We start from the raw sequence: 21,719 nt of genomic DNA on the forward strand, positions 1-21,719 counted from the left end.
GACGCTCACTTCCACAGGCCGGTGACGCGCTTGCGCAGGCTTTTGAGGCTTTGCACGATGCTGCCAAGGAGCACGCTGTCGCTGCTGGCCTCCTTGTCCTCGGCCACCAGGTGACGGTGGGCCAGTGCGGGCGATATGCGAAAGCGTCCGTGCTCCTTCATCGCCGCAGACACGGCCAGTTGCAGCACGCTCTTGCGCAGCGGCTTGGTGGCAAAGCGAAAGATCTGGCTCGTGTTGATGAGACGGATCACCAGATCGGCATCGCTGGCGCGGGTGAGCATGACGGTATTGATCAGCGGGTAGTGGCGCTTGAGCAGATGCAGAAAGTGGCCCATGTCGCTATTGCCGACACGTGCCTCGGTGACGAGCACTCCCACATCGTGTCTGGACAGCAGGTCGATGGCCTCTTTCACCGATTCAGCCGTCAGACAGGCGTGGTCCTCGCCCAGTAACTGGGCGATGGCGTCGAGATCCGAGCGCTGGTCGTCGATGATCAGTACCTGCGGGCGTTGCGCAGCCTGTGCCATGAAATCCTGCACTGCCTGATCGTTCGGGACGGCGGCCACTCGCGCCGCGCTGCCGGCCTGGACGGCCGAGGCGATGGTCGCCTGGATTTCCGCATGGTCCCAGGGCTTGTTGATGAAGCGAAAGACCTCGCCCTCGTTGACCGAGCCGACAATTGCCGCCAGGTCCGAGTAGCCGGTAAGCAGCAAGCGCATGGCTGACGGCTGCAGCCTTCGCACCTGGTCCAGAAACTCGATGCCGGTCATGCCCGGCATGCGCTGATCGCTGACGACCACATCGACCGGCGTGCTCTGCAGTATCTGCAGAGCTGCGGCACCTGAGGTGGCTGTGTGGACTTCGTAGTCCTGACGAAAAATGATGCGTAGCTGGTTGACTACACGCTCCTCGTCGTCCACAAAAAGAATGCAGGGACGCATGCCCATAGTGGATTTCCTCTTGGGTTTGGTTTCTTGGGGCCGCGCTCAGTCAGAAAACAATGCGTCTGCACTGTTGGCTGCCTTTTCGGGTGTTGTGGCGGCATTGCTCAGGGGGAGCAAGATGGTGAAGACGGTGCCGGTATCCTTGACGGTGTCTATCAGGATGCGACCACCGTGCTCTTGAATGATCTTGAAGGAAATCGACAGCCCCATGCCCGAGCCTTGGCCAATGGGCTTGGTGGTGTAGAACGGGTCGAAGATGCGGGGCAGCACCTCCTCGGGAATGCCGCTGCCGTTGTCCTGAATCTCGATCAGCACCATATGCTCTTCGGGCGCTATGCTGGTGCGCAGCGTGATGATGTTGGGCGTATCGCGCTCGGGCATGGCCTGGGCTGCATTGGTGATCAGGTTCAGGAAGACCTGGTTGATCTGGGACGGCGAGCCCGAGATCTCGGGGATCTGGCCGTAGTCTTTGCGGATCTCGATATGGTTCTTGAGCAGGTTGCGCGCCAGCAGCAAAGTGCTTTCCAGTCCGGCCTCGACCGAGAAGTTGGTGATGCGTTCTCGGTCCAGACGGCTGAAGTTCTTGAGGTTCAGCACGATCTCGGAAATCTGATCGATGCCGTGCACGCCATCATCGAGCAGCTTGTTCATCTCAGGCATCACCTGCTGGTCGCTGAGGTCGGCAGCCAACTGCTCGACGCGCTGAAAATGCTGGTTCAGCAGCTGTTGGTCGCGCTGCGGCGCTCGCATGGCCTGGGTAAGGGCCTTGCTGTGCTGGCTCAACTCGTCCAAAGGACCCAACTGGTCGCGCACGATGCTGAAAGTGCTTTTGACATAGGCCAGCGGTGTGTTGATCTCGTGGGCGATGCCGGCCACCATCTGGCCCAGGGCAGACATCTTTTCGGATTGCACCAGCTGGACCTGTGATTCCTGAAGCTCGTGGTGGCTGCGTTCCAGTGCGGTATTGGCCTGGGCCAGCGTGTTGTTGGTCTGGTTGAGCAACTGATAGTTGCGAAACAGTTTCCAGCCTACAAAAGCCAGCAGCAGCAACAGCAAGGTCGAGTAAATGGCCAGCGCGCGCTGGTAGCCTTGCAGGCCTGCGAGCAATTGGTCGTTTTCTTGCGTGTGGGCGTCGGACAGATCGTCGATAGCCTTCGCGGTCGGCAGGCTTGCCAGCGTCTGAAGCAATTGGTCGCCACGTTCTTGCTGGCGCAGCATGGAGTGGACATGGGCGACAAAGGTGTCGGCCAGCGTCTGCAGATCCTGGCTTTGGGCCAGGGCTTGCAGGGCGGTGGCGTTGTCGCTGATCAACTTGCGCAGCTCCGGATCGGGCGTTTGGGCGTAGCTCATGGAGCTGGCCAGTATCTGGTTGAGCAGCTCTTCGGCGCGCTGTCGCTGGTCCGGTGCCTGCGAGCTGTTGCGCAGTGCCTGCGCCAGCTCGGTGGCAGCCAGGGGGAGAAAGCGTGATGAGTTCTGCAAGATCGCGTTTTGCGATTTGAAGTGCTCGATCGACGCAATTTTTTGCTCCATCAGCTCGCTAAAGTGATCGAGCAGCGGACGCATGCGCGAGACGCTCTCGTGCCTGTCCAGCCAGTATTCGGCGGTGGTTTCGCCCAGCTGCTTTTCCAGCTGTGCGATCAGCGGCAAAGGACTTGCCACCTGATCGTAGTTGGTGCTCAGGCCGGTCTTGGCGCGCAGCACGTCCACGTTCCAATCCGCGTCTACCTGTTTGAGGTTACGCAGCGTGCCGATGATTTCATTGCTGGCGTTGAGGTTGATGGCGCGGGTCTGTAGCACCAGGAACACCAGCACGGCAATGAGCAGGAGTGCGACCAGTGCATAGACCCAGCGCAGCGAACCACGCCTGGGTATCGATTTTGTTGTCATGGCGTGTTCAGGGTTCTTGAGCCCAAGGCTTCAGTGGCTGGCCGTCGAGCTCGCCAGTCAGGGTGTGAAGAAACTTGATGATGTATTTCTTGTCCAGCTCAGGGGCACTGCGCCCGAGCTGATAGCGGAACATCACATCGACTGCGTCTTCAAGCGTCTTGGCCGAGCCGTCATGGAAGTAGGGGGCCGTCAAGGCCACATTGCGCAGGCTGGGGACCTTGAACACATGCTTGTCATCCGGATTCTTGGTGACGTTGTAGCGCCCGAGGTCGGCGTTGCTCGGCTGGCCTCGCTGGCTGAAATAGTCACCCATGACGCCAAAGGTCTGGAACATGTTGCCGCCGACATTGACGCCCTGGTGGCAGGCCACGCAGCCATAGGACTTGAACAGCTGGTAGCCACGCAGCTCGTCCTGGCCGAGTACGTTCTTGTCGCCGCGCAGGTAGCGGTCAAAGCGCGCGTTGGGAGTGATGAGTGACCTTTGGTAGCTGGCCAGCGCATCGGAGATGTTGCTGGCACTGATGCCGCTGCTCGGGTAGAGCGCCTTGAACTCGGCACCCAGTGCTGCATCACTGGACAATTTGCCCAGCACCTGCGCCCAGGTGGTGTTCATTTCGTTGGGGTCATGCAGGGGGCCTTTCACCTGTTCTTCGAGTGACGCGGCGCGGCCGTCCCAGAACTGGCGAAAGTTGTAGCGGCTGTTGAGCACGGTGGGCGTGTTGACCTTGCCCAGCCGTCCCTGTACGCCGCTGGACAGCGCCTGACGATCGGCTCCGCCCTTTTTCACCTCGTGGCAGCTGGCGCAGGAGATGGAGTTGTCGGATGACAGCCTTGTATCGTTGAACAGCTTGCGTCCCAGATCCACCTTGCGCGGGTTTTCCTGCGTCGTGGTCGGAATCGGGGTAATCGGCTCCTGGGGCGGAGCCTGGGCAGTAGCCCAGCCAGATGTGGCCAAGGCTGCAAGCAGACCGAGGAATTGAAATTGGCGGTGACGACTGGTGGATTGGTGATCCATCTTTGCTGATTCTCCGGTGCGCCAACCGGCTCTCCCATGCATGACCTATGCGAGTGCCAGATGCAGCAGCGGCAGCGCTGGCGCACGAGGACAAGCAGAGCAGGAGGTACCGGATTGGTAATGGACAAAGAGTGGGGGTGCATTGGCCTGTGACCAGACGGCACAGTGGCTGCGCCATCAGGGTTGGAGCCCCCCTTTTGATTTTTTTCTTGCGCTGTTGGGTCGTGGTCAGCGCTCTTTGGTGCGATGCCGATGCGTGTGGCAAAGGTCGCTCAGTTGAAGGTAAGCACGCGCTTGGAAATTTGTTTTCGATAAATCAAATGAGTGGTCATTTGCGGCAAAAATGAAGCTGTTTGCTATTTTTTTTCGTCTTGACTTAACTGTTTTGCATGTTGTTTGTATCTGTGTGCCCGCAGAGCGATCTGCATTGACCCATTTCTTAGTAGTAGATGTGGTTATGCCTTCTGCTCACACCCCGTGTCCACGAAGGGCTCCTGTCGCAGCTCGGCCAAGTGGCGCCTGTATTCCTAAGCGCGAGTTTTCAAGGACTCGGTCAAGTCCGATGGATCACCGCAGAAACACGTAGCTAGCGCTTCTGGCAAAGGTCAGAAACCAATGTTGCTGCGGTTCACTCGGCTGCTGAATTTGAGTATCCATAAGAAATTGCCCGGGATAAATCAGAACTGTCTGAAAAATCTCGTGAACTGCCAAAGGCATTGCCTGAGCTCAGCAGCATGAGCAAGTCAGATCCGTTCGACTATGCCGGGGCTTTCTCGTTGGACATCCAGATCGGATCGAGGTGCTTAGAGCCGCTAACGCCACCTCCCTTTGAGATCAGCCAGAAGCATTTATGCGTCTGGCCCTCATGGCAAGACAACCAGTCAGCAAAGAACTGTGGCGACAGCTGCAGCCCCTGATCCCGGCCTTCACGCCTTCCATCAAAGGTGGCGCACGCAAGCTCACCGTGAGCGATGAAGCAGCGCTCAATGGCATTGTGTTCGTGCTGCAAACAGGCATCCCATGGGTAAACTTGCCTCTGTCCTTGGGTTACGGCAGTGGTATGACCTGCTGGCGGCGACTGCGTGGCTGGAATGCCAATGGCGTCTGGCAGCGTTTGGCAGCGTTTGGCGACGTTTGCACCAAGCCATGCGGGTACGTCTGCGCGAGCATGACCAGATTGATTGGCGCCGAGCCCGCATAGATGGCTCCTCGGTGCCAAGCCCCCGGGGGCCAGGAAACGGGCCCGAACCCCACCGACAGAGGTAAGCTCGGCTCCAAACGACAGATCGTCGTAGATGCCAGAGGCATCACCACTGGTGATCCTCATCAGTGGAGCCAACAGGCATGACTCCATGATGTTCGAGAAGTGCATGGATGCGATTCCCGCCATTACGGGCTTGCCGGGGCGGGCACGCAAGCGGCCGGCGAAGCTGCATGCGGACAAAGGCTACGACTACAAGCGCTGCCGTATCTATCTCAGGCGACGAGGCATTGCCAGCCGGATTGCCAGGCGAGGTGTCGAGAGCAGCGAAAAGCTAGGCAAGCGTCGCTGGGTTGTAGAGCGCACGCATGGCTGGTTTGCAGGCTTTGGCAAGCTGCGCATCCGCTTTGAAGGTCGGCTGGATATCCACGAAGCGTTGCTGAAACTGACCGCTGAGATCATCTGTGCACGCTTCGTGGATAGGTGGTGTTAGCCGCTCTTATTTGCGCTTGCCCACCTCGTTACCAATCAGCGCGCCTGCTGCAGCGCCGCCTACGGTGCCCAAGGTGGAACCAAACAGTGCATCACCGACCACGCCGCCGGCAACGGCGCCGACACCGGTGCCGATCTGGGCATTGGTGGGCGAGGTGGAGCAGCCTGCCATGGCAAGCGTGAAGGCTGCAGACACGGTGATGGCAAGAGTTCGCAGTTTCATGAGGTCTCTCCTGTACAGCTGCCAAAGAGGCCAGCTTTCATAAGAACACGCCTTGATCTTGAACCTTTTGCCCTGGCTTTGAGGTAGGAGAGAGGGCCAAGCCTGTGTCATTCAGGCTTGGCGACTGTCATCAAGCCGGCTTGCCGGCTGACAGCCAGTGCGGCTGTTTTATGTAAGCACGCACTTAAATGGATCGTTAAACAGATCGTTAGACAGATCGACTGCGTGCCAGGGGCGGGTTGTGGGCGAAGTACTTTCGGATGCCCGTCATCAGCGCATCGGCCAGTTGCTCGCGGTAGGCGGCAGAGGCCAGCTTGGCTTCCTCTTCGGGGTTGCTGATGAAGGCGGTTTCCACCAGCACGCTGGGAATGTCGGGCGCCTTCAGCACGGCAAAGCCGGCCTGCTCCACACGGGCCTTGTGCAGCTTGGCCATGGAGCCGATCTCGCCCAGCAGCGAAGTACCCAGCTTGAGGCTGTCCTTGATCTGGGCTGTGGTGCTCATGTCCAGCAGCATGCGCTGCACATGCTGGTCCTGCAGTCCGCCCACGTTCAGGCCCCCCACCAGGTCGGCCTGATTTTCCTTGTTGGCCAGCCAGCGTGCGGCCGTGCTCGATGCCCCGCGTTCGCTGAGCGCAAACACGCTGGCACCACGCGCGGCCGGGGTGGTGAAGGCATCGGCGTGGATGCTGATGAACAGGTCGGCCTGGACGCGGCGGGCTTTTTCCACGCGTGTGGCCAGGGGCACGAAGAAGTCGGCATCGCGCGTCATGAAGGCGCGCATGGGGCTGCCGCCGATGCGCGAGCTGTTGATGCGCTCGCGCAGCAGATGGGCGACCTTGAGCACCACGTCTTTTTCTCGCAGGCCGCTGGGGCCGGTGGCGCCGGGGTCTTCGCCGCCGTGGCCAGGATCAAGCGCCACGATGATGATGCGGTCCGTGCTTTGCGAGGTGGCAATGTTGGGCGCAGGCCTGGGTGCTGGAGCCGGGCGTGGCGCGGGAGCCGGTGGCGGCGGCACGGGAGCCGGTGCCTGAGCAATCACCGCAGGAGCCGGTGCTGGAGTGCTGGGGCGCTGGTTGCGCTGGGCAATCAGATCGCCCAGAGGGTCGGCCTGGGGCGCTGTCGCAATCGCCGCAGGCGGCGGCGTCGTGATGGCGGGAGGGTTCGCAGCCGACGCGGAGGCCGAGTTGCCGGCATCGCGCAGGCGCTCGCTGATCAGGGCTTCCAGCGGGTCCACGGCCTTGGCGGGGTAGAGGTCCAGCACCAGCCGGTGCTTGTAGGGAGCAATCGGGGCCAGCGTAAATACCTGGGGCCTGGCTTCCTGCTTGAGGTCGATCACCAGGCGCACCACGCCGGGCGCAAACTGGCCGACGCGGATGCTGGCGATATTGGGGTCGTCGGAGCGGACCTTGGCCACCAGCTCCTTGAGCGCCGGGTTCAGATCCAGGCCCTCGATATCGACGGCCAGGCGCGGCGGGCTGGGCACGAAGACCGGTTTGGCCGTCAGCGGAATATCGGATTCCAGCGTGACACGCGAGTAGTCGGGTGCGGGCCAGACGCGCACTGCCACGATGCTCGCGCCTTGCGCAATATGCTGGCGACCCAGCAGCAGAACTACGCCGCCTGCCTGCAGCAGATTGCGGCGGGAAAGACCCGGTCGGGAGAGACCCGGTCGGGGCAGGTCCGGAAAGGCCATGGAAGAAGTTGTTTTGCTCATGCCGTCAATGCTTCAAGCACGGTGCAGCCTGCGGGGGTGCCAGCCTTGAGCGTCACCTGTCGCTGCACATCGTCAATTGCTTCGATATGAATAGCTATATCCGCAACAGGTGTAACCGCTGCAGCCTTTTCGGGCCATTCTGCCAGCTTGAGTCCGGCGCTGGCAAAAATGTCACGAAAACCTGCATCTTCCCATTCACGCGGATCGTCGAAGCGATAGAAGTCAAAGTGCCAGATCGATAGATCGCCGGCCTCGTGCGGCTCCACCACTGCATAGGTCGGGCTCTTGATGCGGCCCTGCACGCCCAGGGCGCGCAGCCAGTGACGCACCAACGTGGTCTTGCCCGCACCCAGGTCGCCATGCAGGGTCACATAGGCGTTGCGCAGCTCGGGCAGGGCGGCCAGTTGCCGGGCGAAGCGCTCGGTATCTTGTTCGCTTTGCCAGAGTATCTGGCGCTGCGCCAGCGCCGATGTGGGCTCGCTTCCTACAATTCGGGGTGTATGTTGAGCAGCAGTCAATTGGTTCCTTTGATGCAAGCCTGGGCTCGCGAGCTGGGATTTTCCCAAATCGGCGTGGCGGGTGTGGATTTGTCCTCGGCAGAGCCCGGTTTGCTGCAATGGTTGGCGCAAGGGTTTCATGGGGAGATGCATTACATGCAGGCCCATGGTTTGAAACGAGCCCGGCCAGCAGAATTAGTTCCCGGTACGGTGAGCGTGATTACCGCGCGCATGGATTATCTGCCGCGCGCGACCGAGGATGGCTGGCAGGCCGTGGAGTGGGATCGGCTCAAGCGTCCGGAGGAGGGCATCGTCTCCATCTACGCCAGAGGCCGTGACTATCACAAGGTGCTGCGCAACCGTCTGCAGAAGCTGGCTGAGCGCATTGCACAGGAAATAGGCCCGTTTGGCCACCGTGCCTTTACCGACTCCGCCCCGGTGCTGGAGGCCGAGCTGGCCAGCCGCAGCGGCCAGGGCTGGCGCGGCAAGCACACCCTGGTGCTGAGCCGCGAGGCCGGATCGATGTTCTTTCTGGGTGAAATCTATGTGGACTTTGCACTCGAGCCCACCGCAGCAGTCACGGCGCATTGCGGCAGCTGCTCGTCCTGCATCGACGCCTGCCCCACGGGCGCCATCATTGCGCCACACAAGGTCGATGCGCGGCGCTGCATCTCCTATCTGACCATCGAACATGCGGGCAGCATTCCCGAGGAGCTGCGGCCCTTGATGGCCAACCGCATCTATGGCTGCGATGACTGCCAGCTGGCCTGTCCCTGGAACAAGTTCGCCCATCCCAGCGTCTTGCCGGACTTCGACGCCCGTGCCGCACTGGCGGGCACGCAACTGGTGCATTTCCTGGCCTGGGATGAAGCCACGTTTTTGCGCGTGACCGAGGGCAGCCCCATTCGCCGCATCGGACATGCGCGCTGGCTGCGCAATGTGGCCGTGGCCCTGGGCAATGCCTGGCGAGAAACCGGCAACCCGCAGCTCAGGGCGGCGCTGCAGAGCCGCGCCGATCATCCCGATCCTGTGGTGGCCGAACATGTGGCCTGGGCGCTGGCGCAGCGCGCCTGATTTTGAGTGAAATCGGTCTCTATTGCTTCTCCAGTAAGCGCAAGAAGCGATCAAATTCAAATCCCGATCAGCCAGAGCCCTAAGGGCAGGCTGAGCACGCCAAGCATCGTGGATAGCGACACCAGACTGGCCACAAATGAGCCCTCATAGCCCATGCGCACAGCCAGCACATAGCAGGACGAGGCCGTAGGCAGGCTGGAGAACGCCATCAGCGCAATCGCCTGCGGCTGGTTGAGGTGGAACAGCTGAACCATGGCAAAGGCGATCAGCGGCTGGATGGCATGGCGTATCAGCAGCAGCTCGCTGGCCAGCAGCTTGTTGCTGGCCAGTGCACTGAGCTTGAGGCCGGCGCCGGCGGCCATCAGGCCCAGCGCGATAGATGCCGCGCCGATGCGGGCCACGGGGGTTTCCAGCAGGGCTGGAATCTTCAGTCCGGCCGCATTGAACAGCAGGGCGCTGACGGTGGCGATGATCAGCGGGTTGCGCAGCAGATGCCCGAGAAAATGCTGGTCGCTGCCGCGCGCCATGGGCCAGACGGCGGCCACATTGAACAGCGGCACGGACACGCCGATCAGCACCGAGACATAGAGCAGCCCGTCCGGCCCCGCCAGGCGCGAAACCAGCGCCAGCGCGATAAAGGAGTTGAAGCGAAACGCCACCTGCGCTGCCCCCGCATAGCTGCGTGCATCGATGCGCCGGCCCAGAAACGGCAGGTGAGGAAGGCTGTAGGTCAGCGCAATGCCCAGCAGACCTCCCAGCACGCCGGCGGCCAGCAACTGGCTGGCGTCGCCCCACTGGATCGGGTTGCGGGTGATGGAGTGAAACAGCAGCACCGGAAACAGCAGGTAGTAGACGAGCTGCTCCACGGCTTGCCAGACGCTGCGGTTGATGGGCGTGAAGCGGCACAGCACATAGCCCAGCACGATGAGCGCGAAATCGGGGAAAAGCAGTTCGAGGTAGTTCACGGCCGGTAAGCATAGGGCCGGGCGCAGGTTTGCTGAGAGAAAGCTGTCACCAAGTTTCTATGTAGTAGTACTTACTGCTGCGGCCCTGCTCATTGGCAATGAAGCTTGATGCGGTTCAAGGAAATGCCGCGAATCTAGGGTAATTACTGATAAATCAGGGCTAACAAGAATGTGTCGGGTTTTTTGCGCCACGTACCATCAGCCGTCAATTTCAGAACTCATAAGGAGACCCCTTCATGAATCGTCGTATGTGCGTGGGCCTGACAATGGCTCTGGCAACTGTCGGTTTTTCGACCGCTGTGATGGCCGAGGCCAATTACCCCACCAAGCCCATCAAGCTGCTGGTGCCTTTTGCTGCAGGCGGCACGACCGATATCATTGCGCGTGTGATCGCCGAGCCGCTGAGCCGGGAGCTGGGCCAGTCGGTGGTGGTGGACAACAAGGGCGGCGGCGGCGGCGTCATCGGTGCGCAGGAAACCGCGCGCCAGAAGCCCGATGGCTACAACCTGGGCATCTCGACCCTGTCGACCATGGCCACCAATCCGGCCATCAACCCCAAGACTCCCTACAACCCGCTGACGGACTTCACGCCCATCATCAACATTGCGGCCACGCCCAATGTGATCGCCGTGAACCCCAAGTTTCCCGGTGCGGCCAGCTACAAGGCTTTCGAGGCCGAGCTCAAGGCCAATCCCGGCAAGTACTCCTATGGCTCGTCCGGTACGGGCGGCATCCAGCACATGCTGATGGAGCTGTACAAGTCGCTGACCGGCATCCAGATGACCCATGTGCCTTATCGCGGCGCGGGCCCGGCCCTGAACGACGCGGTTGCCGGCCAGATCCCCATGATTCTGGACAACCTGCCTTCGGCACTGCCTTTCATCAAGGACAACCGCCTCAAGGCCATCGCCGTGGCAGCTCCCCAGCGTCTGGCTGTGCTGCCTGACGTCCCCACCTTCAAGGAAGTGGGTCTGCCCCAGGTCAATCGCATGGCCTCCTACGGCATCCTGGGCCCCAAGGGCATGGACAAGGCCATGGTCGACAAGATCAATGCCGCCGTGAAGAAGGTGCTGCAGGACCCAGCGGTCAAGAAGCGCATCGAAGACACCGGCTCGCTGGTGGTGGGCAACTCTCCTCAGGAATTCGCCAAGGAACTGAAGGAAGAGTACGAAACCTACAAGCAGGTCGTGGCCAAGCAGAAGCTGACACTGGACTGAGCAGCTGATCTGCTGCCGATGCAGTAGCGGATACCGCAAGCCCGAATTGCCGCTGAGGCCATTCGGGCTTTGTTTTTAGGTGCGAAGCCGGCCTGTCCATGGTCGTCCGCAGCCGTGCTCACCGAAGGCTGCAGATGGTCTGCCGGTGGTGAATCGGGCCCGGTCGGCCGGCAAGAGCTGACTCCTCTTTATTCGGCGTTCCCGGGCAGCAGCAGAATCTTGCCGATGCTGACCCCGGACTCCATATGCCTATGCGCCTGGGCAGCATCTGCCAACGCGAAGGTGCTGTCGATCACGGGCCGGATGGCCCCACTCTCCAAGGCGCAAAGCCATCGCTGGGCAAAGCGCTGGACCATCGCCTGCTTGACTTCGGGGGTGCGTGACTTCATCACGGTCCCGAAGATCCGCAGATGGCGGTACAGCACCAGGTCCATGGGCAATGCAGCACCCTGGGAGCCGCCCAGCAGGCCCACCATCACCATGCGCCCGCCGATGGCCAGCGATCGCACATTGGACTCCAGGTAGGGGGCACCTACGAAATCGATCACGATGTCCACCCCTTTGCTGTCCGTGGCCTGGGCCACCACGGTCTGGAAGTCCTCGCTGCGATAGTCGATGAAGACATCGGCTCCGAAACCCAGGACCGCTTCGCGCTTGTCGGCGCTGGCCGTCGCAAAAACCCGAGCTCCCGCAGCATGTGCAAGCTGAACGGCGGCCGATCCGACACCACCTGCCGCCGCATGGATCAGCACCGACTCGCCAGCCTGCAGGCCGGCCAGATGGAACAGGGCCTCGTGCGCGGTCACGAAGACCTCGGCGATCGCGCCGGCATTCGCCAGATCCAGGCTCTTGGGCACATGCATTGCCATGCGGTGGTCGATGCGCGAGAGCTCGGCATAGGCACCACCGCCCACGATACCCATGACCCGGTCGCCCACGGCGAAGCCCTGCACCAAGGGCCCGGCTTCGATCACGGTTCCGGCGATCTCCAGGCCCATGGTGTCTGCATCGCCGAAGGAGGCGCGGCCGTAGGCGCCCTTGCGGTGATAGAGGTCGGCACGATTGACGCCGATGGAAGCATTGCGCACCAGCAAGTCGTGGGGGCGAAGTTCGGGAACCGGAAGCTCGCGGGCCACCAGCACTTCGGGCCCGCCGAAGTCGTCAAAAACGATGGCCTGCATGGTGGCAGGCTTGCTTGCAGGGATGGGGGCGGTCAAAAAGGTAGGCATATGCGTCGTTCTCGAAATATCTTTGAGCGCTGAAGGTTACGACGCAAGACTGCGTTTTCAATGCAGCGATTTCGCTCTACAGTGATGCAAATTTGCATCAACCTGAAGACCATGAACTGGGACGACACGCGCATCTTTCTTGCCTTGAGCCGTACACATTCCCTGCGCGCAGCAGCACGCAGCCTGGGCATTGATCAGGCAACGGTAGGACGACGCCTGAATGCCCTGGAGTCCGAGCTGGGAGCAAAGCTGTTTCTGCGCGCCAAGGATGGTTACCTGCTCACTGCCGCTGGCGAGACGGCGCTTGCTGCGGCACGGCGCATGGAGAGCGCGGCGATGGACTTGCGCACCAAGATCGAGGGTCAGGATGAAAGTCCCAGCGGTCTCGTGCGCGTGACCAGTACCGATTCGATCGCCATCGACCTGCTGCTGCCCGCTGTCGAGCGTTTGCAGCAGCACTGGCCGAACATCCGCGTGGATCTGGAAGTCTCCACGCAGTTGCTCAGCCTCGGTCGCAGGCAGGCGGATATTGCATTTCGCAACGTCAGGCCCGAGGCCCCTGAGCTGGTGGTTCGTCGTGTGGCTTCGTGGCCTGTGGGGCTGTTCGCAAGCGCGGGCTATCTGGCTCGCTTTGGCGAGCCTGTCCCTGAAGACGAGTTGCGCGGCCACCATCTGGTGGCATACGGTCCCTATCTGGAGCAGAGTCCATTTCTGAGCATGGCTGGGGTGCTTGCACGTCAGGCCAAGATTGCCATGTCGGTCCGTTCCAGTCTCCTGGTGCGCAAGGCGGTTGCTGCAGGCATAGGGATTGGGGAAATGCCATTGTGGATGGGGGAGTGCGAAGGCCTGGTGCGTATCTGGCCGCAACGCCGGCGCCCGAACGACTACGAAGTCTGGCAGGTCATGCATCCCGATCTCCAGCGCACGGCCAGGGTGAGAGCGGTTGCACAGTTCCTGGCCGAGGCTTTCGACGTCTCATCCGCTGGCATAAGCTGAAGCAGGCGCAGCGCTTGCTCTGGCCGGTACCGGATCCTTACCCTGACCCTGATTCCGATGGTGCACCGACCTGATTTCAGCTCGGTGCCCCCCGCCAGCGTGTACGCTAGCCCCATGTCCGACGCCTCTCAAAAAGCCCGCCAACCGCAGATTCCCGATGACTGGCCGCAGCCCTTGCCGCAGAGCCAGGATGCCCTCGATCAGTTCATCGATGCCTTGCTGCTGGAGGACGGGCTTTCGCGCAATACCTTGTCCGCTTACCGGCGTGACCTGACGGCGACTGCGCGCTGGCTGGCGCGGCTGCAGCCGCCCAAGGCGCTGGATGCTGCGCTGGAGGCCGATCTGCAGGGCTATTTCACGGCCCGTGTGGAGGGCACCAAGGCCACCTCCTCTAACCGCAGGCTGACGGTGTTGCGTCGCTACTTTCACTGGGCACTGCGTGAAAAGCGCATCGCTGCCGACCCCACGGTGCGCATGCTGGCTGCCAAGCAGCCGCCGCGCATGCCCAAGACGCTGACCCAGGAGCAGGTAGAGGCCCTGCTCGATGCGCCAGATGTGGATACTGCACTGGGTTTGCGCGATCGCGCCATGCTGGAGCTGATGTATGCCAGCGGTCTGCGCGTCAGCGAACTGGTGGGCGTGCGCATGCACGAGCTGGACTTGCGCTCGGGCGTGCTGCGCGTGACGGGCAAGGGGCGCAAGGAGCGTCTGGTGCCGTTCGGCCAGGAGGCACAGCACTGGCTGGAGCGCTATCTGAAGCATGCGCGTGCCGCGATTCTGGGAGGGCAGCAGACCGAGGAGGTGTTCGTGACCCAGCGCGGCGCGGGCATGAGTCGCGTGATGTTCTGGGTCATCGTCAAGAAATGCGCGCAGATTGCAGGTGTGAACTCGCCGCTGTCGCCACATACGCTGCGCCATGCGTTTGCCACCCATTTGCTCAACCATGGCGCCGACCTTCGCGTGGTGCAGATGCTGCTGGGGCATGCCGATATCTCCACCACCACCATCTACACCCATGTGGCGCGCGAGCGGCTCAAGGCTCTGCATGCCGAGCATCATCCGCGCGGCTGAGCCGCAGCCTAGGCCGTCGCGCTGCCCAGTTGCAGGTGGTACAGCCCCCAGACGGCGGCGGCAAAGCGTTGCTTGACGGGCAACTGGCCGAGCTCCGGAATCTGATGGGCTGCAAAAATGGCCCAGAGCGGGCCCACGCCGCCCATGGCCAGCGGCACGCCGTCCAGCTGGGTGGCGATCACCATGCGCCAGCGCACGGCCTGGGCCAGCGGCATCTGGCTGCGATAGCCGTCTATGCCCTGCAAGGTCAGTTGCAGGCCGCGCGCCATGGCCTGGCCCACATCCACGCCGGCGGCCTGCAGCACCTGCTCCAGCAGCGGGCCTTGCAGGCTGTGCTCGGCTTCGTCGTATTCAAGCGTGGTCCTGAGCGTCTGCTGCTCCAGGCTGTTGAGCGCATCCATGCCGCAGGACCAGGCTGCATCGAACTGATAGCCATGGATGATCAGCATGCGGTCCGCCACGGCTTGCGGCTTGCCGCGATTGGCCTGCACACCGGGGCCGCTGATGGTCAGTGCCGCAGGTTGCAGGCCGTCGAGCACGCAGGTGCGCGAGGCCTTGCGCATGGTCGTGGTCGTGGCCGAGGCGGGTAGGGCCATGGCGCCCAGTGCAGCGCCCGCAGCACCGCCTTGCAGCAGCAGGGATCGACGTGATAGAGGGTTTTGTTCTGCCATGGGTGCTTTCTCTGTGGTGATGGCTGCAGTCTAGCGGCAAGGCTTGCGGCCGTCATTGCGGCATGCCGGCGAAGACGCTGGTCGGCTGTAGCGTTGGTCTATTTGAATGGTTGAGGTTTTATTTTGATGTTTTATGTCCAATGAATTGACGAATCGTCGTTCAAATCAACCTGGGAATTCACTTTGGTCAAAAATGCAGTTCTTGATTTTTGGATTTCGAGTGATGACTAACTTTCTGCGTCGCAGCATGCTGACCTGTGCCCTGGCTGCCGTGCTGCCTGCCACCTTGTCCCTGAATGTCCAGGCGGCCGACAAAGCCGACGCGGCTGGCTGGCCCAGCCGTCCCATTCGTCTGGTGGTGTCCTACCCTGCCGGTGGTGTGAGCGATGTGGTGGCCCGTGCACTGGGTGAAAAGCTGTCGCAGTCGCTGGGTCAGTCGGTGGTGATCGACAACAAGGCCGGCGCGGGTGGCGCGATTGGCCTGGATCAAGTCGCCAAGTCCAACCCCGATGGCTATACGCTGGGCTTTTCGTCCATCAGCCCGCTGACGCTGAGCCCCCATCTGGGCAAGCCACTGTTCGACCCGCACAAGGATATTGTTCCTGTGGTCAGCGTGATGTACTCGCCCGTGCTGCTGCTGGGCACGACCCGTCTGGCAGCCAAGAGCTTTCCCGAACTGATGACCCAGGCCAAGGCCCACCCCGGCGATGTGCGCTGGGCCACGGCCGGTCTGGCGTCGCTGGGTCACATCATGCTCGAGCAGATTGCCGATCAGGGCAAGGTGCAGATCACCCATGTGCCTTACAAGGGCGGCGGCCAGCAGCTCAATGACGGCCTGAGCGCGCAGTTCGAGGTGCTGTCCACGAATGCCGGCCCGGCCGTGATGCAGCACATCAAGGCCGGCAAGTTCAAGGCCCTGGCCGTGGGCGCGCCGGCACGTCTGGACTCGCTGCCCCAGGTGCCCACGCTGGCCGAGCTGGGTTACAAGAACGCCAACACCACATCGGTCTTCGGCATCTTCGCTCCCGCCGGTGTGCCTGCCCCCGTGCTGGCTCGCCTGAATGCCGAGGTGAACAAGGCGTTGGCGCTGCCCGAGATCCGTCAGCGCCTGGAAGCCACGGACAATGTGCCTACCGGCGGCAAGGCTGCGGACTTCGCCAGGCAGATCGAGGCCGAGTCCAGGTCCAACGCTCAGATCATCAAGGCTGCAGGTATCCAGACCAACTGATCGGGACTTTCTTGCATGACAAAGGGCTTGCGGTCACATTGGCCGCAAGCCCTTTTTGCGCTGTGCGCAGCAAGCTCACTGACTGCTCACGAAGCGGATTGGCTCAGATCACTTCGCTGGTCAGGTTGTCGGCCCAGCTCAGTGCCTGCAGATGGGCCCAGTTGACCTGGTGGTTGGACAGCTGCAGCGCATTGGCAGCGCGGGCAAAAGCCGCTTCGTCGCCCGACTCGCAGGCGCGCGTCAGATCCAGGAAGGGCGCAAAAACTCCCTTGTTATGCACCAGTGCGTCGACCACGGACTGGGGCAGAGCCACGGATTCAAGGGCCTTGGCCATGGGTAGGCCCAGCATCACATCGAGCAGCGAGAAAACGCCCACGACGAAAGCGTGGTCGCATTCCTCGGGCGGCAGCAGCTCGGCGGTCAGCAGCTCCATCAGGCGGCCGCGCACCACGGCCGTCTGGCCCACAGCCGGAGGTGTGCCGCCGGCGCGTGAGGTGGTCAGCAGCAGGGCCGCCCAGCGGAACAGCTTCTTGAGTCCCAGAATCATCACTGCATGGCGGAAGGAGGTGATCTCGCAGGACAGGCCAAAGCCCGAGCTGTTGATGAAGCGCAGCAGGTTGAAGGACAGCGTGGGGTCCTTCTTGAGCAGCTCTTCGATCTCCTCCGTGCTGGCCTGCTGGCGCACCAGGTTGATGAGCTGGATGATGGTGGTCTGCGTGGGGCGGATGGTGCGTGCCTGCACAAGCTGGGGCTGGGCGAACCAGTAGCCCTGGAACAGCTTCACGCCCAGGTTCAGCATGTGCTCGAACTGCTCGGCCGCTTCGACCTTCTCGGCCACGATCTGGGCGCGTGTGTAGGTCTGGGCAAACTTCACCAGCTTTTCGGCATGCTCCATTGCGAAGCTCTGCATGTCCAGCTTGACGAAGGAGGCCATGGGCAGCCATGACGCATAGTTGCGGCGCAGCAGGTTTTGGTCAAAAGCCAGACGAAAGCCACGCTGGCGCAGGGCCGCAAATGTGGGCAGGCAGGCTTCGATGTTTTCCTGGGTGGCGTCGGCGGGCAGGGCCGGGACCTCCAGCACCACCCGGTCGGGGTGAATCAGCTCCAGGTGGCCGCCGCTCAGGCTGTCATGGGTGCAGTTGATGAAAACCGTCTTTTTGCCCACCAGAGCCTCGGCACCGGCATAGGACAGGGCGTTGAACAGCAGCGCCGCATCGGATGCAGCAGTGTGTGCGTTATGTGCAACCGAGCGGTCAAACAGCTCGTAGCCATATACATCCCGTTTTTCATCGACGATTGCCTGACGCGCAATGCTGGCCATATTGGCCTCGTCTTTGTCTGCAGCGGGGCTGGCGGTCGGTGAAGAGGAGTTGGTGTCAGAGGTATCCATGTTTGTTATCGCTTGGGTGTGGGGCAAAAGCGCTGTCAGTCGGACAGACACTCCGTCCATCTCAGAGCCTGCAGATGAGCGTGATTGATGTCCCCATGCTCCAGCTCCAGGCTGCAGGCGCTGCGGTCGAATTGTTCCTGGTCATGACTCTCGCAGGCCTTGGTGAGCATCAGCAGCTCGCCCAGAATGCCTTCATGATGCAGCAGCGCGGCAGAGACCGATTCGGACACGGGAATCAGCGCCAGCGCTGCTGGCAAAGGCATGCCCAGCATGCGGTCCAGCATGGAGAACATGCCGCAGATAAAGGCCAGATCGGCGTCGGTGTCCGTCAGCGAGTGCTTGGCCAGCAGCTCCATCAGACGACCGCGAATCACGGCGGTCTGGCCCACGGCTGGTGGCGGGCCGCCTTCACGGGCGGCCGTCAGCAGCATGGCCGCCCAGCGGAACAGCTTGTTCAGGCCGAGCAGCATCACGGCCTGCTTGAAAGAGGTGATCTTGCGATGGGCGCCAAAGCTGGCCGAGTTGATGAGGCGCAGCAGGTTGAAGGCCAGGGCGGCGTCCTTCTTGAGAACTTCCTCGATCGCATCGGTGCTGGCCTGCTCGCGTACCAGCGTCAGCAACTGGATGATGCTTTGCTGCGTCGGGCTCAGAAGGCGGGTCTGCATCACCGTGGGGCGGGCAAACCAGAAACCCTGGAACAGCTCGATGCCCAGGCGCTGCCCCAGCTCATGCTGGTAGGCACTTTCGACTTTTTCGGCGATCAGCTCGGCGCGGGTGTGGCGGCTGGCGAACTTGACCAGCACCGTGAGCTGGTCCGGTGCCAGCGTGGAGAGGTCGAGCTTGATGTAGTCGGCCAGCGGCAGCCAGGCCGAATACACAGACTCCAGCACCGTGTGGTTGAAGGCCAGATGAAAGCCCTGGTCCTTGAGTGCCAGCAACGTGGGCAGGCGGGCTGCCACTTCATGCACGGCCGCATGGCCCAGAGGCGGGATCTCCAGCACCACCTTGTCGGCCGGCAGCAGCTCCAGGTGCTCGCCGGTCAGGCCTTCGTGAGTGCAATTCACGAACATGAGCTTGGTGCCGACCAGATCTTCCTCTCCTGCATGCGTGAGGGCCGCAAAGATCAGCGTCGCATCCGAGGCCATGGTGTGACCATAAGGCGAGCGCGAGCGGTTGAACAGCTCGTAACCGATGATTTGCTGCAGCCCGTTGACGATGGGCTGGCGTGCAATCATGCCTTTGGACAGGTTGCGCGGCGAGGCGAATGCCGTGTCCTCTATGGTTTGTTCACTCATTGCTGCATGACGTCTGTGTGGAAAATGGTTGGCTGTGCTGGTTATTGTAAGAACGAGCTGATCATAGTGTCAGCTTTGTGCGTTCAGGCGGTTTGTGCCAACAACTTCGACTCGCAGGCCTTACTTGCCGACGGTTCTTGATTCGAGTCAAGCAAAAAATACCTAGATCTGTTGCAGCCAGGCGATCTCGGTCGCGGTGAAGCCTGCGGCTCGGCGCGCCTTCTCGTTGAAGGGCGGGCGCAGGCGCGGCGCTTCATAGCGCTTTGTCAGCTCCAGGTACAACGACTCGGGGTCCAGGCTGTTTTTCTCGCACAGCCAGCGATACCAGTGATTGCCTATGGCCACATGGCCCACTTCCTCGCGCAGGATGATGTCCAGAATGTCGCAGGCCACCAGCGCATCGGGCGCATGGGTGTTGCGCAGCTTGTTCTGGATTTGCGGCGTGGCGTCCAGGCCGCGCGCCTCCAGGGTTCTGGGAACCAGAGCCATGCGGGCCACGATGTCGTCTGCCGTTTTTTCGCACATGGTCCACAGGCCCTGGTGTGCCGGATGGTCGCCATAGTCCTGTCCATGGTGCTGGCGCAGGTGGTCGCGCAGCAGGCGGAAGTGCTTGGCTTCCTCGGCGGCCACCTGCAGCCAGTCGTGGTAGTACTGCCCGGGCATGCCGTCAAAGCGCCAGACGGCGTCCAGTGCGAGGTTGATGGCGTTGAACTCTATATGCGCAATCGCATGGATGAGCACGGCCCGGCCTTCGACGGTGGCTGGCGAGCGGCGCGCCACGGCCGTGTGGTGCTTGAGCTCGGGCCGGGCCGGGCGGCCGGGAAGCTCGGATTCGGGGATGCGCAGTGTCGGTGCTGTTTCTGCTATCGAATAGAGAGCTTTTTGTGCATGCAGATCAATGGCTGCAGCAGCTTTTTCTTCAGGGTCTGCAAGGCACAAGACCTCTAGCGCGCGATGACGTAACTCCATCCCTACAATTCTAGGTTCTATCAAGAAGCAACCCACTGGGAGACAAGCAGATGGCAATTTACGAGCTCGACGGCGCTGCGCCGCAGATCGACGAGACCGCCTGGGTGGCCGACAGCGCCGAGGTCATGGGCCGCGTCAAGCTGGACAAGGACGCCAGCGTCTGGTTCGGAGTCGTCATCCGTGGGGATACCGAAGACATCAGCATCGGCGCGGGCTCCAACATCCAGGATGCCAGCGTGCTGCATGCCGATTTCGGCAAGCCGCTCACGGTGGGTTGCAATGTGACGATTGGCCACCAAGTAATGCTCCATGGCTGCTCGATTGGCGATGGCTCGCTCATCGGAATCGGTGCAGTGGTGCTCAACGGTGCCAGGATCGGCAGGAACTGCCTGGTCGGCGCAGGCTCGCTGGTGACCGAGGGCAAGGAATTTCCCGACGGCTCCATGATCATCGGCAGCCCCGCCAAGGTCGTGCGCCAGCTATCGCCCGAGCAGATCGAAGGTCTGCGCCAGAGCGCCAGGAACTATGTTGAAAATGCTCGCCGCTTCAAGCGCGGCTTGCGCAAGCTGGGCTGAGGGCCCCGCTTTTTACCGGAATCGATTAGCGTGTCTGAACTGCATAAATTCATTTTTGACGGCCTGCCCGTGCGTGGTGCCATTGTTCGCCTGACTGACTCCTGGCAGGAAATCCTGCAGCGCCGTGCCGGCAACAAGGATACCGGCGCCTACCCCGAGGCCGTCAGCACCTTGCTCGGCGAGATGACGGCGGCTGGCGTGCTCATGCAGTCCAGCATCAAGTTCAATGGCGCGCTGGTATTCCAGGTCATGGGTGACGGCCCGGTCAAACTGGCCGTGACCGAAGTGCAGTCGGATCTGAGTTTTCGTGCCACGGCATCGCTGGTGGGAGAGGCCAATCTGCCCCTGCGCGGCCAGTTGGCCCCGCTGGCAGAGCTGGTCAATGCCCATGGCGCGGGCCGCTGCGCCGTCACGCTGGACCCCAAGGACCGTCAGCCCGGCCAGAACCCCTATCAGGGCGTGGTGCCGCTCAACGATGGCTCTGGCGGTCGCTTCGAGCGCCTGTCGGATGCGCTGCAGTTCTACATGATGCAGTCCGAGCAGCTCGACACCGTGATGGTGCTGGCCGCCAATGACCAGATCGCTGCCGGCCTGATGCTGCAGCGCATGCCTGTGAAGGGCGAGGCGAATCTGGCTGCCGCCACCGAAAGCGGCGAGGCCGAGCACGATGCCCAGGGCCTGAACGAGGAATACAACCGCGTTGCCACGCTGGCCTCCAGCCTGACGCAGCAAGAGCTGTTGACGCTGGATGTGGAGACCATTTTGCGCCGCCTGTTCTGGGAGGAGAAGCTGCTGCGCTTTGCTCCTCAGGCCGGCGAGCAGGCCCCGCGTTTCGCCTGCACCTGCAGCCGTGACCGGGTGGTCGCCATGCTGACGTCGCTGGGCGAGGAAGAGGTTGAGTCCATCGTGGCCGAGCGCGGCAAGATCGAAGTGGGTTGCGACTTCTGCGGTCAGCAATACCAGTTCGACGCCATCGATGCAGCGCGTCTGTTCACCGAAGTGCAAAAGCAGCCGCCCAGCTCCAGCTCGGTGCAGTAACTGAGCATGGTGCTTGCGGCTATTGATC

19 protein-coding genes and 1 pseudogene are annotated in these 21,719 nt (G+C 61.9%); 8 read left to right on the forward strand and 12 right to left on the reverse strand.

Annotated features, from left to right (window positions below):
- Positions 1–5 precede the first annotated feature (5 nt).
- The 3 genes from AC1RTQ_RS07830 to AC1RTQ_RS07840 are packed head-to-tail and all read right to left on the reverse strand — an operon-like array spanning position 6 to position 3,846.
- On the reverse strand, positions 6–947 hold the full coding sequence (locus tag AC1RTQ_RS07830) for a response regulator (protein WP_492874907.1): 942 nt from the start codon (positions 945–947) through the stop codon (positions 6–8).
- A 39-nt stretch (positions 948–986) separates the two neighbouring features.
- Positions 987–2,831 carry a DAHL domain-containing protein gene (locus AC1RTQ_RS07835; RefSeq protein WP_492874908.1) on the reverse strand — a complete coding sequence of 615 codons (1,845 nt, stop codon included), beginning with the start codon at positions 2,829–2,831 and terminating at the stop codon, positions 987–989.
- Positions 2,832–2,838: 7 nt separating this feature from the next.
- The gene (locus AC1RTQ_RS07840; RefSeq protein WP_492874909.1) at positions 2,839–3,846 is read right to left on the reverse strand and encodes a cytochrome-c peroxidase; all 1,008 of its coding nucleotides are present in this window, start codon (positions 3,844–3,846) and stop codon (positions 2,839–2,841) included.
- A gap of 865 nt (positions 3,847–4,711) precedes the next feature.
- Here AC1RTQ_RS07840 and AC1RTQ_RS07845 point away from each other — a divergent pair.
- Positions 4,712–5,540 (forward strand): annotated as a pseudogene (locus tag AC1RTQ_RS07845) (IS5 family transposase).
- Positions 5,541–5,546: 6 nt separating this feature from the next.
- Here AC1RTQ_RS07845 and AC1RTQ_RS07850 read toward each other — a convergent pair.
- From AC1RTQ_RS07850 to tsaE, 3 genes are all read right to left on the reverse strand, one after another.
- Complete coding sequence (locus AC1RTQ_RS07850) at positions 5,547–5,762, reverse strand: YMGG-like glycine zipper-containing protein (RefSeq protein ID WP_003064466.1); 216 nt, start codon at positions 5,760–5,762, stop codon at positions 5,547–5,549.
- 208 nt (positions 5,763–5,970) lie between these two features.
- The gene (locus AC1RTQ_RS07855) at positions 5,971–7,476 is read right to left on the reverse strand and encodes an N-acetylmuramoyl-L-alanine amidase (protein WP_492874910.1); all 1,506 of its coding nucleotides are present in this window, start codon (positions 7,474–7,476) and stop codon (positions 5,971–5,973) included.
- Positions 7,473–7,994, reverse strand: a complete 522-nt coding sequence (gene tsaE, locus AC1RTQ_RS07860) for a tRNA (adenosine(37)-N6)-threonylcarbamoyltransferase complex ATPase subunit type 1 TsaE (protein WP_302091889.1) — start codon at positions 7,992–7,994, stop codon at positions 7,473–7,475. Before tsaE ends, AC1RTQ_RS07855 begins: the two co-directional genes overlap by 4 nt.
- Before the next feature lie 12 nt (positions 7,995–8,006).
- Between tsaE and queG the strand changes: the two genes are divergently transcribed.
- Positions 8,007–9,047, forward strand: a complete 1,041-nt coding sequence (gene queG / locus AC1RTQ_RS07865) for a tRNA epoxyqueuosine(34) reductase QueG (RefSeq protein ID WP_492874911.1) — start codon at positions 8,007–8,009, stop codon at positions 9,045–9,047.
- Between the two features lie 56 nt (positions 9,048–9,103).
- Here the strand turns inward: queG and AC1RTQ_RS07870 are convergent, their stop codons facing one another.
- Positions 9,104–10,012: an AEC family transporter gene (locus AC1RTQ_RS07870; RefSeq protein WP_492874912.1), complete on the reverse strand. Its 909-nt coding sequence runs from the start codon at positions 10,010–10,012 to the stop codon at positions 9,104–9,106.
- Positions 10,013–10,248: 236 nt separating this feature from the next.
- On the opposite strand from AC1RTQ_RS07870, the gene AC1RTQ_RS07875 reads away from it, so the two are divergent.
- Positions 10,249–11,229, forward strand: coding sequence for a tripartite tricarboxylate transporter substrate binding protein BugE (locus tag AC1RTQ_RS07875; protein ID WP_302091887.1), 981 nt, complete (start codon positions 10,249–10,251; stop codon positions 11,227–11,229).
- A gap of 188 nt (positions 11,230–11,417) precedes the next feature.
- Here the strand turns inward: AC1RTQ_RS07875 and AC1RTQ_RS07880 are convergent, their stop codons facing one another.
- Positions 11,418–12,458, reverse strand: a complete 1,041-nt coding sequence (locus tag AC1RTQ_RS07880; RefSeq protein WP_492874913.1) for an NAD(P)H-quinone oxidoreductase — start codon at positions 12,456–12,458, stop codon at positions 11,418–11,420.
- Positions 12,459–12,569: 111 nt separating this feature from the next.
- Here AC1RTQ_RS07880 and AC1RTQ_RS07885 point away from each other — a divergent pair, with 111 nt between their 5' ends.
- Positions 12,570–13,454: a LysR family transcriptional regulator gene (locus tag AC1RTQ_RS07885; RefSeq protein ID WP_492874914.1), complete on the forward strand. Its 885-nt coding sequence runs from the start codon at positions 12,570–12,572 to the stop codon at positions 13,452–13,454.
- 114 nt (positions 13,455–13,568) lie between these two features.
- Positions 13,569–14,525 (forward strand): site-specific tyrosine recombinase XerD, encoded by a 957-nt coding sequence (gene xerD / locus AC1RTQ_RS07890; RefSeq protein WP_492874915.1) that lies wholly within the window; start codon positions 13,569–13,571, stop codon positions 14,523–14,525.
- A gap of 8 nt (positions 14,526–14,533) precedes the next feature.
- Here the strand turns inward: xerD and AC1RTQ_RS07895 are convergent, their stop codons facing one another.
- Positions 14,534–15,196: a Twin-arginine translocation pathway signal gene (locus AC1RTQ_RS07895; RefSeq protein ID WP_492874916.1), complete on the reverse strand. Its 663-nt coding sequence runs from the start codon at positions 15,194–15,196 to the stop codon at positions 14,534–14,536.
- Positions 15,197–15,419: 223 nt separating this feature from the next.
- On the opposite strand from AC1RTQ_RS07895, the gene AC1RTQ_RS07900 reads away from it, so the two are divergent.
- Positions 15,420–16,424: a Bug family tripartite tricarboxylate transporter substrate binding protein gene (locus AC1RTQ_RS07900; protein WP_492874917.1), complete on the forward strand. Its 1,005-nt coding sequence runs from the start codon at positions 15,420–15,422 to the stop codon at positions 16,422–16,424.
- A 103-nt stretch (positions 16,425–16,527) separates the two neighbouring features.
- On the opposite strand, the gene AC1RTQ_RS07905 is transcribed toward AC1RTQ_RS07900, so the two are convergent.
- The 3 genes from AC1RTQ_RS07905 to AC1RTQ_RS07915 form a co-directional block, all read right to left on the reverse strand.
- Positions 16,528–17,814, reverse strand: coding sequence for an EAL and HDOD domain-containing protein (locus tag AC1RTQ_RS07905; protein WP_492874918.1), 1,287 nt, complete (start codon positions 17,812–17,814; stop codon positions 16,528–16,530).
- Positions 17,815–17,849: 35 nt separating this feature from the next.
- Positions 17,850–19,109, reverse strand: a complete 1,260-nt coding sequence (locus AC1RTQ_RS07910; protein ID WP_492874919.1) for an EAL and HDOD domain-containing protein — start codon at positions 19,107–19,109, stop codon at positions 17,850–17,852.
- A gap of 162 nt (positions 19,110–19,271) precedes the next feature.
- Positions 19,272–20,078 (reverse strand): ferritin-like domain-containing protein, encoded by an 807-nt coding sequence (locus AC1RTQ_RS07915; RefSeq protein WP_302091880.1) that lies wholly within the window; start codon positions 20,076–20,078, stop codon positions 19,272–19,274.
- Positions 20,079–20,128: 50 nt separating this feature from the next.
- On the opposite strand from AC1RTQ_RS07915, the gene AC1RTQ_RS07920 reads away from it, so the two are divergent.
- On the forward strand, positions 20,129–20,653 hold the full coding sequence (locus AC1RTQ_RS07920) for a gamma carbonic anhydrase family protein (protein ID WP_492874920.1): 525 nt from the start codon (positions 20,129–20,131) through the stop codon (positions 20,651–20,653).
- Between the two features lie 30 nt (positions 20,654–20,683).
- Complete coding sequence (hslO, locus tag AC1RTQ_RS07925; RefSeq protein ID WP_302091878.1) at positions 20,684–21,691, forward strand: Hsp33 family molecular chaperone HslO; 1,008 nt, start codon at positions 20,684–20,686, stop codon at positions 21,689–21,691.
- Positions 21,692–21,719: the final 28 nt, after the last annotated feature.

Source organism: Comamonas sp. GW821-FHT11H03 (assembly GCF_058807955.1).

Coding starts and splice junctions, on each gene's coding strand:
- AC1RTQ_RS07910 (WP_492874919.1), bottom strand. CDS start 19,109: ATGAGTGAACAAACCATAGAGGACACGGCATTCGCCTCGCCGCGCAAC.
- AC1RTQ_RS07895 (WP_492874916.1), bottom strand. CDS start 15,196: ATGGCAGAACAAAACCCTCTATCACGTCGATCCCTGCTGCTGCAAGGC.
- AC1RTQ_RS07880 (WP_492874913.1), bottom strand. CDS start 12,458: ATGCCTACCTTTTTGACCGCCCCCATCCCTGCAAGCAAGCCTGCCACC.
- AC1RTQ_RS07915 (WP_302091880.1), bottom strand. CDS start 20,078: ATGGAGTTACGTCATCGCGCGCTAGAGGTCTTGTGCCTTGCAGACCCT.
- AC1RTQ_RS07850 (WP_003064466.1), bottom strand. CDS start 5,762: ATGAAACTGCGAACTCTTGCCATCACCGTGTCTGCAGCCTTCACGCTT.
- AC1RTQ_RS07840 (WP_492874909.1), bottom strand. CDS start 3,846: ATGGATCACCAATCCACCAGTCGTCACCGCCAATTTCAATTCCTCGGT.
- AC1RTQ_RS07905 (WP_492874918.1), bottom strand. CDS start 17,814: ATGGATACCTCTGACACCAACTCCTCTTCACCGACCGCCAGCCCCGCT.
- AC1RTQ_RS07920 (WP_492874920.1), top strand. CDS start 20,129: ATGGCAATTTACGAGCTCGACGGCGCTGCGCCGCAGATCGACGAGACC.
- xerD (WP_492874915.1), top strand. CDS start 13,569: ATGTCCGACGCCTCTCAAAAAGCCCGCCAACCGCAGATTCCCGATGAC.
- AC1RTQ_RS07875 (WP_302091887.1), top strand. CDS start 10,249: ATGAATCGTCGTATGTGCGTGGGCCTGACAATGGCTCTGGCAACTGTC.
- AC1RTQ_RS07900 (WP_492874917.1), top strand. CDS start 15,420: ATGACTAACTTTCTGCGTCGCAGCATGCTGACCTGTGCCCTGGCTGCC.
- queG (WP_492874911.1), top strand. CDS start 8,007: ATGCAAGCCTGGGCTCGCGAGCTGGGATTTTCCCAAATCGGCGTGGCG.
- AC1RTQ_RS07885 (WP_492874914.1), top strand. CDS start 12,570: ATGAACTGGGACGACACGCGCATCTTTCTTGCCTTGAGCCGTACACAT.
- AC1RTQ_RS07855 (WP_492874910.1), bottom strand. CDS start 7,476: ATGAGCAAAACAACTTCTTCCATGGCCTTTCCGGACCTGCCCCGACCG.
- AC1RTQ_RS07835 (WP_492874908.1), bottom strand. CDS start 2,831: ATGACAACAAAATCGATACCCAGGCGTGGTTCGCTGCGCTGGGTCTAT.
- AC1RTQ_RS07830 (WP_492874907.1), bottom strand. CDS start 947: ATGGGCATGCGTCCCTGCATTCTTTTTGTGGACGACGAGGAGCGTGTA.